The organism is uncultured Oceanicoccus sp., from assembly GCF_963968385.1.
Taxonomy (GTDB): Bacteria; Pseudomonadota; Gammaproteobacteria; order Pseudomonadales; family Dasaniaceae; genus Oceanicoccus.
Window position 1 is genome coordinate 1 of the sequence record NZ_CAXAHB010000066.1, and the last position, 8,151, is coordinate 8,151.

The window sequence follows — 8,151 nt, forward strand, 5'->3', positions numbered from 1 at the left end:
TTTGATTATGATTTTGAAGATTTTGTGTTTGAAGGCTACGATCCGCATCCGCTAATTAAGGCCCCTATTGCCGTTTGACCAGTGTCGGCGCTGATAAGTGTTTATCCAGCCGGCAAGCTTTTAGGAAAATGTAAATAATGAATGAAGAGTTTGAAGTCCGTGTAGGCATGATTGTGGCCATGGCAGAAAACCGGGTTATCGGCCGCAATAACCAGCTACCTTGGTATCTGCCGAATGACCTTAAATATTTTAAAGCCGTCACCATGGGCAAGCCGATCATTATGGGTCGAAAAACCTACGAATCGATAGGTAAGCCTCTACCCGGGCGCACCAATATTGTGGTGACGACTCAGCAGGATTTTGTTGCCGAGGGGGTGAGTGTGGCTTATAGCGTTGAACAGGCCCTGACACTGGCGCAAAGTGTAGCCACTATCGACGGCGCAGATGAAGTGATGATTATTGGCGGGGCGCAGCTCTACAGCGAAATGTTAGACCGTGTAGAGCGGCTTTATTTAACACAGGTTCATGCTGATGTAGAGGGAGATGCATGGTTTCCGGTGTTGGATTTATCACGCTGGAAAGTGCTGACTAAGGAGAGTTTTGCCGCTGAAGGCCCCAATCCATACGGCTATAGTTTTATCGTTTATGGGCGTGATAAATAAACATAACCTGTTTATTATTTGAGCGGTATGAGCACAACGCCGTTTTTTTGATTTGAGATTCTAGGCCTGTGATCGCTGGGTTGCTTTCACCGTCAGCGATTATGTTACCGCGGGCAATTTTTGATACCGATGTACCCATTTCCCCGCCGCACAACTGCATCGGTCAGCCTATTATGGGTTTCTGCCGATAAAAACGCCCTCGGGCGTTGATTCTCGCAGGGGCTTAATATTAAAATGCACCGCTTGAACTAGGCCAGAGAAGGCTGCTCAATAATATAGAAGCTAGGGTTTTCTTAAATCTGCTTTTTCAAACACCTCTGAAGGAAATGCAATCCCCATGACTATGCATCGATTCAAAACCATCGCGTTTGCTGTGACTATGTCACTCGCCGCGCTAGTGGGCTTACAAGCCCAAGCCAATACAGTTGACGCTGTATTAAAGGTAGGTCAGGCAAAAACGACCGCTGCGCAATTATCTCAACAAAAGGTTGATAAGCTCACCACTGAAACCGGTGAATTATTAACTGACTACAAAACCGTTATGAAGCAGGTCGACGGTTTACGGGTTTATAACGCCCGATTGGAGAAGCAAATCGCCAATCAGCTAAAGCGTATCGACGATATTGAAAAGTCGATCGAACAGGTCACGGTAATCCAGCGTCAGGTGACGCCTCTGGTTATCCGTATGATCGATAGCCTTGAGCAGTTTATCAATCTGGATGTGCCCTTTTTGATGGAAGAACGTCAAGAGCGTATCGCCTTCTTGCGTAGCAGTATCGACCGATCTGATTTGTCAGTCGCTGAGAAATTTCGTCAGGTGCTAGAAGCCTACAAAATTGAAAATGAATTTGGTCGTAAAGTAACTGCCTACAAAGGCTCATTGTCCATCGATGGTGTTGAGCGCGACGTTAACTTTTTTCAAGTTGGCCGTGTAGCGTTGATGTACCAAACCACTGATACTGAAATTTCAGGCGTCTGGGACAAAGAAGCAGGCGACTTTGTTCAACTAGACAAAGGCGAATATCGTAACGCAATCCTCAAAGGCCTGCGCATAGCACGTAAGCAAGCCTCTATCGATATTTTAAAACTCCCAGTATCCGCACCGGAGGCAGCACAATAATGAAAATGTCATTGATTAAACCGGCGATTATTGCCTCTGTGCTTGCTGTTACCTCCAGCTCGGTGATGGCTGAGGAAGCTCGCACTCTCGATCAGTTGTTGGAATTTGTGAAACAAGGTCAAGCGACTGAGGCGAAAGAAAACAGAGCTCGTGAAGCGCGCTTTAGAAGTGATAAAAGACGTCAGGCGCGGCTTCTGGAAGAAGCCAAAGACATGCGTGAGAGAGAAGAAAGACGTTCAGCGCGATTGGAAAAAACCTTTGAAAAAAATGAATTGATTGTTGCCGATAAAGGGCGTCAGTTAAAAGAGCGTCTGGGTACTTTAACTGAGCTATTCGGCCATCTTACTTCTACTGCGGGTGACTTACGTTCTAGTTTCGCCAACTCATTAATCAGCGCCCAGTACCCTGGTCGTGATCAGTTCCTTGATCAGTTAATTGCTAAAATGGCTGGCGCTGAGCAGTTGCCTAGCATTGAAGAAATTGAACGTCTATGGTTTGAAATCCAGCGTGAAATGACTGAGTCGGGCAAAGTGGTTAGCTTTACCACTGAAGTTGCCAAGTTGGGTGGCGAGAAAGAAACTCGCACCGTGGTTCGTGTCGGTACTTTCAACGTGATCAGTGACGAAGGTCGTTATCTGCAATATATTGCTGAAAATGACACATTGGCCGAATTGGCTCGTCAGCCAAGCGGTGCTTATCTGGGTTGGGCTTCGGATCTAGCCGAAGCTACTGACGGTAAAGTGCCTTTTGGTGCTGACCCTACTGGTCCTACAGGCGGTTCATTCTTGGCGGCCTTGATTAACTCGCCCACTATATCAGAGCGTTGGCATCAAGGTGGCAACGTCGGTTATGCCATCACGGCAGTGGGTGTTTTGGCGTTTGTTCTAGCTATCTGGAGATTAATTGTGTTGGCAGGTATGTCGACCAAAGTTAATGCCCAGTTGCAGTCTGGCAAAGCCAATGACGACAACCCGCTGGGTCGTGTGCTGATGGTTCACGAACAGAATCCAACCATGGATACTGAAACCCTTGAGCTGAAACTCTCTGAAGCGGTGATGAAAGAAGTGCCGAAGATCGAATTGGGTCTTAACCTATTGAAGATCATCGCTGCGGTCGCACCGCTAATGGGGCTACTGGGTACAGTAACCGGCATGATTATTACCTTCCAAGCTATCACCATCTTTGGTGCAGGTGATCCTAAAGCCATGGCGGGTGGTATTTCCGGTGCGTTGGTAACCACCGTACTGGGTCTGTTAGTTGCTATCCCAACGGTATTGTTGCACACCTTTACCAACGGCCAAGCCAAGAAAATTATTCATGTGTTGGATGAGCAATCAACTGGCATTATCGCTGAGCATACTGAGGCCCAACTGGGGAAATAAATGTATCTCAATGATGTACTAGACTTTATTTTTCGCTTCATGGAGCAGGGCGGCACCGTTCTCTGGTTTATTGCCGCTCTCACCTTCGCGTTGTGGACATTGGTCTTTGAGCGTTTTTGGTACTTTAAGACCAGCTTGCGTCAAGATTTGGATTCCGTCATCAATACGTGGGAAGCCCGTCATGAGCGCAAGTCTTGGAACGCTCGTCAAATTCGTCGTCAGCTGATTTCTCAGGCGCACCTGAAAATTAATGCTGGCTTACCCATGATCAAAACCTTGGTTGCCTTAGCGCCGTTGTTTGGATTGATGGGGACGGTAACCGGTATGATAGAAGTGTTTAATATCATGGCGGTGACCGGTGGTGGTGATGCCAAGTCAATGGCTGGCGGTGTGTCGAAAGCGACCATCCCGACTATGGCTGGTATGGTCGCTGCACTGTCCGGCGTATTTGCCAATACTTACATAACGCAAATTGCAGAACGCGAAGGCGAATTGCTTGAAGACCATCTGACAACAGATCATTAAGAGAAATATCATGCGCAGAAATGCTAATAGAAATGCAGGTGGAGAAGAAGGCGGCGAGATTGATTTAACGCCGATGCTAGATGTTGTTTTTATCATGCTTATCTTCTTTATCGTGACGGCTTCATTTATCAAAGAAGCGGGTATCGAGGTAAACCGTCCTGAAGCGTCGACGGCCACCAAGAAAGAAAACGTTAACATCCTTGTCGCCATTAATCCGATTAACGAAATCTGGATTGATAAGCGTCGCATCGACAAACGTGCAGTTCGTTCGGTGATTGAACGTATGCATGCTGAAAATCCCAAAGGTGCCGTTGTTATACAGGCGGATAACGAGTCAAACACGGAAACGGTTGCTGGTGTGATCGACTCAGCCCGAGCGGCAGGTGTTTTTGATGTTTCACTGGCCACGGAAAACGATTAAGCCATTATGAATTACCAACGCGTATTGATAGGCGCCGGCTTAGCGGCTTTAGTCACTACCGGCCTGTTTTATTTAATGCCGCTACTGATAGAAATGGCGGATAAGTCGCTGGATGAAAAGCCGGCTACTAAAATTGCCGATATCACCATGCCGGATCGGGAGATCGATACTAATATCAAAGATCCCAAGCCCGACAAGCCTGATGACCCAGAAGAACCTCCACCTGATCTTGAACAACCTGAAATCGACGATGTGGATGTCAATCCGGACGCGGTGAATATGTCGCCAAACATGAATACCAACTTAAATATCGGTTTAGGCAATGGCCTTGGCGGTGCCGACGGTGAATACCTGCCTATTGTTAAGGTGGCGCCCATGTACCCACGTCGGGCAAACAGTCGGGGTATTGAAGGTTACTGTACGGTGGAATACACCGTGACCAAGACAGGTTCTATTAAGGACCCTGTGCCGGTCGACTGCCAGCCTAAAGGCTACTTTGAGCGTGCTTCAGTTAGAGCGGCACTTAAGTTCAAATATAAGCCACGTGTTATTGATGGTGACGCTATTGATGTACTGGGCGTACAAAACCGATTCACTTATGAGCTAGAAAAATAGCTGGTAAGCAATCAGGCTTAGAACTTCGGAATTAGCTAAATGATTATGAATGTTTTATCACTTACACCACTAAAACGCTGGGGACGTGCCTTGCTTATTAGCGTGCCAGTCTTGGCCGCACAGGCAGTGGTGCCAGCGTTGTTGCAGCCCTATACCGATCAAGCGTTGATGGGTGTTGCACAGGCGCAGGAAACGAAACAGGAAAAGAAACAGGAAAAGAAAAAGCAAAAAACCAAACGCACCCAGGCCATGAACAACAAGGTCTATAAGAAATTGCAGGAGGCACAAGAGGCGGTTGAGGAAAAAGATATCGAAGGTGCTCTTGAAATCCTTAGCGATTTGAAAAATGGTAAAAGACCGTTGAACGATGCCGAAATGGCCAACGTTCTGAATATGGATGCGTTTATTTACTATACAAAAGAAGACTATCCCGGCGCACTAAACGCTTATTCTAGAATTCTGACCTTGCCTGAAGCTCCTGAAGGTACCGTGATTCAGGCACGTTTTAGTGTTGCACAGCTGTATTTTGTGATCGAAGACTATGCCAATGGTGTTAAAGCCTTATTGGAGTGGTTTGAATTTACTGAAGCACCAACCGCCAGCGCCTATATGTTGCTGTCTCAAGGTTACTACCAGCTAAAAGAATATGATAAGTCTTTAAAAAACGTTGAGATCGCCATCAACCTATACAAAGAGAAAGGCAAGGTGCCAAAGGAAAACTGGTACGGCCTGCAGCGTTTCCTCTATTACGACAAAGAAAACTACCGCAAAGTGGTAGAAATTCTTCGTGAAATGTTGGTGCACTATCCGAAAAAGCAATACTGGATGCAATTATCCGGTATGTACTCTGAGTTAAAAGACGAGTCACAACAGCTGCATGCGATGGAAACAGCCTATGTGCAGGGCATGTTAGATAAAGAAAAGGAGCTAGTTAATATGGCTTCTTTGTTCTTGCTAAACGAGGTGCCCTACAAGGCAGCCAAAGTTTTAGATAAAGGTATTAAAGAGAAAGTCATTGAGCCTACTTCGAAGAATCTTGAATTGTTAGGTAACTCTTGGCGTCAGGCGCAAGAAGTAAAAAAAGCGATTCCAGAAATCGCCAAAGCTGCCGCCAAGTCAGACAAGGGTAATTTATGGACGCGTTTGTGCAGCGTCTATCTGGATAACGACCAATACAAAAAGGCGGTTAACGCCTGCGACAAGGGTCTAAAAAAAGGCGGTGTTAAACGCGTTGATAATGCCTATCTGGTTAAAGGTATGGCTCACTACAACTTAAAACAGTATAAGTCAGCCCGTTCTGCTTTTATTAAGGCCGCTAAAGATAAGCGCAGTAAGAAGTATGCAGAAGACTGGCTCAAGTTTATGGATCGTGAACTAGCTCGGCAGAAGAGCTTGGAGCAGGTTTAACCGAACGGTTTTGAGGATATTGAAAAGGCGCTATTAAGCGCCTTTTTTTGTGCGTTGAGCCTTTTTTAGAAGCGGGGAAAAGCTCGCCGAAATTAGCGTATCAATCTAGCATAGATACATCGCGCACAGCACCCTTGTCAGCACTGGTTGCCATTTTTGCATAGGCTTTTAGTGCCGCAGTCACTTTACGCGGACGATCTGCAACCGGTTTCCAGCCACCATCATCACGATTATTCATCGCTATTCGACGTTGCTCTAATTGCTCTGCGGATAAATCCACATTAATACTGCGGTTTGGAATATCAATCTTTATGGTATCGCCTTGCTCGACCAAACCAATTGCACCACCGGCAGCGGCTTCCGGTGAGGCATGGCCAATGGATAAGCCTGAGGTGCCACCAGAGAAACGACCATCGGTGAGTAAGGCACACGCTTTACCCAAGCCCTTCGACTTTAAATAACTGGTTGGATAAAGCATTTCCTGCATACCCGGTCCGCCCTGTGGCCCCTCATAGCGAATGATAACCACATCGCCTTCTTTAACCCGGCCTTCCAGAATATCGGCAACGGCACTATCTTGGCTTTCGCAAATATGCGCAGATCCTGAAAACACCAAAATGCTTTCATCAACACCCGAAGTTTTTACAACGCAGCCATCGGCAGCGATATTGCCAAACAGTACGGCAAGCCCACCCTCCAATGAATAGGCATGCTCTAGTGTGCGGATACAACCATTGGCACGATCGGCATCCAGCGACGACCAGCGGGTGCTCTGGCTAAACGCGGTTTGGGTAGGAATGCCAGCAGGGCCTGCTTGATAAAACTGTTTAACATCAGCATCTTGGGTTTGGCAGATATCCCAGTGTTCCAGTGCTGCTTTCATCGACGAGCTATGAACAGTCGGGCTATCATCATGCAACAGACTGGCGCGACTTAGCTCGCCTAAAATCCCCATCACACCACCAGCGCGGTGCACATCTTCCATATGATATAGCGGCGTATTCGGTGCGACTTTACATAGTTGTGGTACGCGGCGGGAAAGGCGATCAATATCTTGCATGGTAAAATCAATACCGCCTTCTTGTGCTGCCGCTAACAAATGCAGAATGGTATTGGTTGAACCACCCATGGCTATATCGAGGCTCATGGCATTTTCAAAGGCATTAAAATTAGCGATGGAACGCGGCAATAAAGAATCATCGTCCTGCTCGTAATAGCGACGAGTGATATCGACAATCGTGCGGCCAGCTTGTAAAAACAGTTGCTCACGATCAGCGTGGGTGGCCAGCATCGAGCCATTGCCGGGTAGCGATAAACCCAGCGCTTCAGTGAGGCAGTTCATAGAGTTAGCGGTAAACATTCCCGAACAAGAACCACAGGTAGGGCAGGCAGAGCGTTCATACTCGGCAACTTTCTCATCTGAAACGGTATCGTCAGCAGCAATAACCATCGCATCGACCAGATCGAGTTTTTGATCGGATAACTTGGTTTTACCAGCTTCCATCGGGCCGCCAGAAACAAAAATCACAGGGATATTCAACCGCATTGAGGCATTCAGCATACCCGGTGTAATCTTGTCGCAGTTGGAGATACAGACAATGGCATCGGCACAATGGGCGTTAACCATATACTCGACTGAATCGGCAATAAGGTCTCTGGATGGCAAGCTGTAAAGCATACCGTCATGCCCCATAGCGATACCGTCATCAACGGCGATAGTATTAAATTCTTTGGCGACACCGCCGGCTTTCTCAATTTCACGGGCGACTAACTGCCCCATATCCTTAAGGTGAACATGTCCGGGTACAAACTGAGTGAAAGAGTTGGCGACGGCAATAATCGGTTTTTGGAAATCGTCATCTTTCATGCCTGTTGCTCGCCATAGGGCGCGGGCGCCCGCCATATTGCGGCCGGCGGTGGACGTTTTGGAGCGATATTGTGGCATTGTAAACCTCTAGAGAGCGGGCTAGTTCTAAGCCGGTAAGGATAGCATAGAGTTAATCGCTAAGGGATAAAATG

At 47.2% G+C, this 8,151-nt stretch carries 8 protein-coding genes; 7 read left to right on the top strand and 1 reads right to left on the bottom strand.

Annotated features, from left to right (window positions below; genetic code table 11):
* Positions 1–137 precede the first annotated feature (137 nt).
* From AACP44_RS07350 to AACP44_RS07380, 7 genes are all read left to right on the top strand, one after another.
* Positions 138–662 (top strand): dihydrofolate reductase, encoded by a 525-nt coding sequence (locus tag AACP44_RS07350; protein WP_339339834.1) that lies wholly within the window; start codon positions 138–140, stop codon positions 660–662.
* Between the two features lie 337 nt (positions 663–999).
* Positions 1,000–1,782 carry a DUF3450 domain-containing protein gene (locus tag AACP44_RS07355; RefSeq protein ID WP_339339836.1) on the top strand — a complete coding sequence of 261 codons (783 nt, stop codon included), beginning with the start codon at positions 1,000–1,002 and terminating at the stop codon, positions 1,780–1,782.
* Positions 1,782–3,164, top strand: a complete 1,383-nt coding sequence (locus AACP44_RS07360) for a MotA/TolQ/ExbB proton channel family protein (RefSeq protein WP_339339837.1) — start codon at positions 1,782–1,784, stop codon at positions 3,162–3,164. Before AACP44_RS07355 ends, AACP44_RS07360 begins: the two co-directional genes overlap by 1 nt.
* The gene (locus AACP44_RS07365; protein WP_339339838.1) at positions 3,165–3,689 is read left to right on the top strand and encodes a MotA/TolQ/ExbB proton channel family protein; all 525 of its coding nucleotides are present in this window, start codon (positions 3,165–3,167) and stop codon (positions 3,687–3,689) included. It abuts the gene before it with no gap.
* 10 nt (positions 3,690–3,699) lie between these two features.
* Positions 3,700–4,110, top strand: coding sequence for a biopolymer transporter ExbD (locus AACP44_RS07370; protein ID WP_339339839.1), 411 nt, complete (start codon positions 3,700–3,702; stop codon positions 4,108–4,110).
* Positions 4,111–4,116: 6 nt separating this feature from the next.
* Positions 4,117–4,725 carry an energy transducer TonB gene (locus AACP44_RS07375; protein WP_339339840.1) on the top strand — a complete coding sequence of 203 codons (609 nt, stop codon included), beginning with the start codon at positions 4,117–4,119 and terminating at the stop codon, positions 4,723–4,725.
* Between the two features lie 39 nt (positions 4,726–4,764).
* Complete coding sequence (locus AACP44_RS07380) at positions 4,765–6,132, top strand: hypothetical protein (protein ID WP_339339841.1); 1,368 nt, start codon at positions 4,765–4,767, stop codon at positions 6,130–6,132.
* Positions 6,133–6,232: 100 nt separating this feature from the next.
* Here the strand turns inward: AACP44_RS07380 and ilvD are convergent, their stop codons facing one another.
* The gene (gene ilvD / locus AACP44_RS07385; RefSeq protein WP_339339842.1) at positions 6,233–8,077 is read right to left on the bottom strand and encodes a dihydroxy-acid dehydratase; all 1,845 of its coding nucleotides are present in this window, start codon (positions 8,075–8,077) and stop codon (positions 6,233–6,235) included.
* Positions 8,078–8,151 lie beyond the last annotated feature (74 nt).